This is a genomic window from Pseudomonas persica, from assembly GCF_900291015.1.
Lineage (GTDB): Bacteria > Pseudomonadota > Gammaproteobacteria > Pseudomonadales > Pseudomonadaceae > Aquipseudomonas.
The window spans coordinates 1-249 of sequence record NZ_OLKL01000278.1; the positions used below are offsets into that span (position 1 = coordinate 1).

Annotated in this window: 1 pseudogene; it reads right to left on the bottom strand. The window is 62.7% G+C overall.

Annotation, left to right across the window (positions count from 1 at the left end):
• Window positions 1-249, bottom strand: a pseudogene (locus FQ664_RS26570) (hypothetical protein); the annotation flags it as partial.

The window sequence follows — 249 nt, forward strand, 5'->3', positions numbered from 1 at the left end:
CCTTCGATGTCCGCGCGTGACTGCACCGTGGCCTGGCGCACGTTCTTTTCGAACTGTTGCCCGCGTTCGTCGAAAACCTTGCCCGCCAGTTCCGCGAAGGCACCGGACAGTTTTTCCTTGGCGGTATCCAGATAGCTGCGCAGTTCGGCGCTGGCGCGTTCGGAATGCTGCAGGTTGGCCAGGGCGCGCGCGTGTTCACCATGAAGTTGCTGGTAACGCTGCTGCGCCTGCTGCAACTCCGTGCTGGAC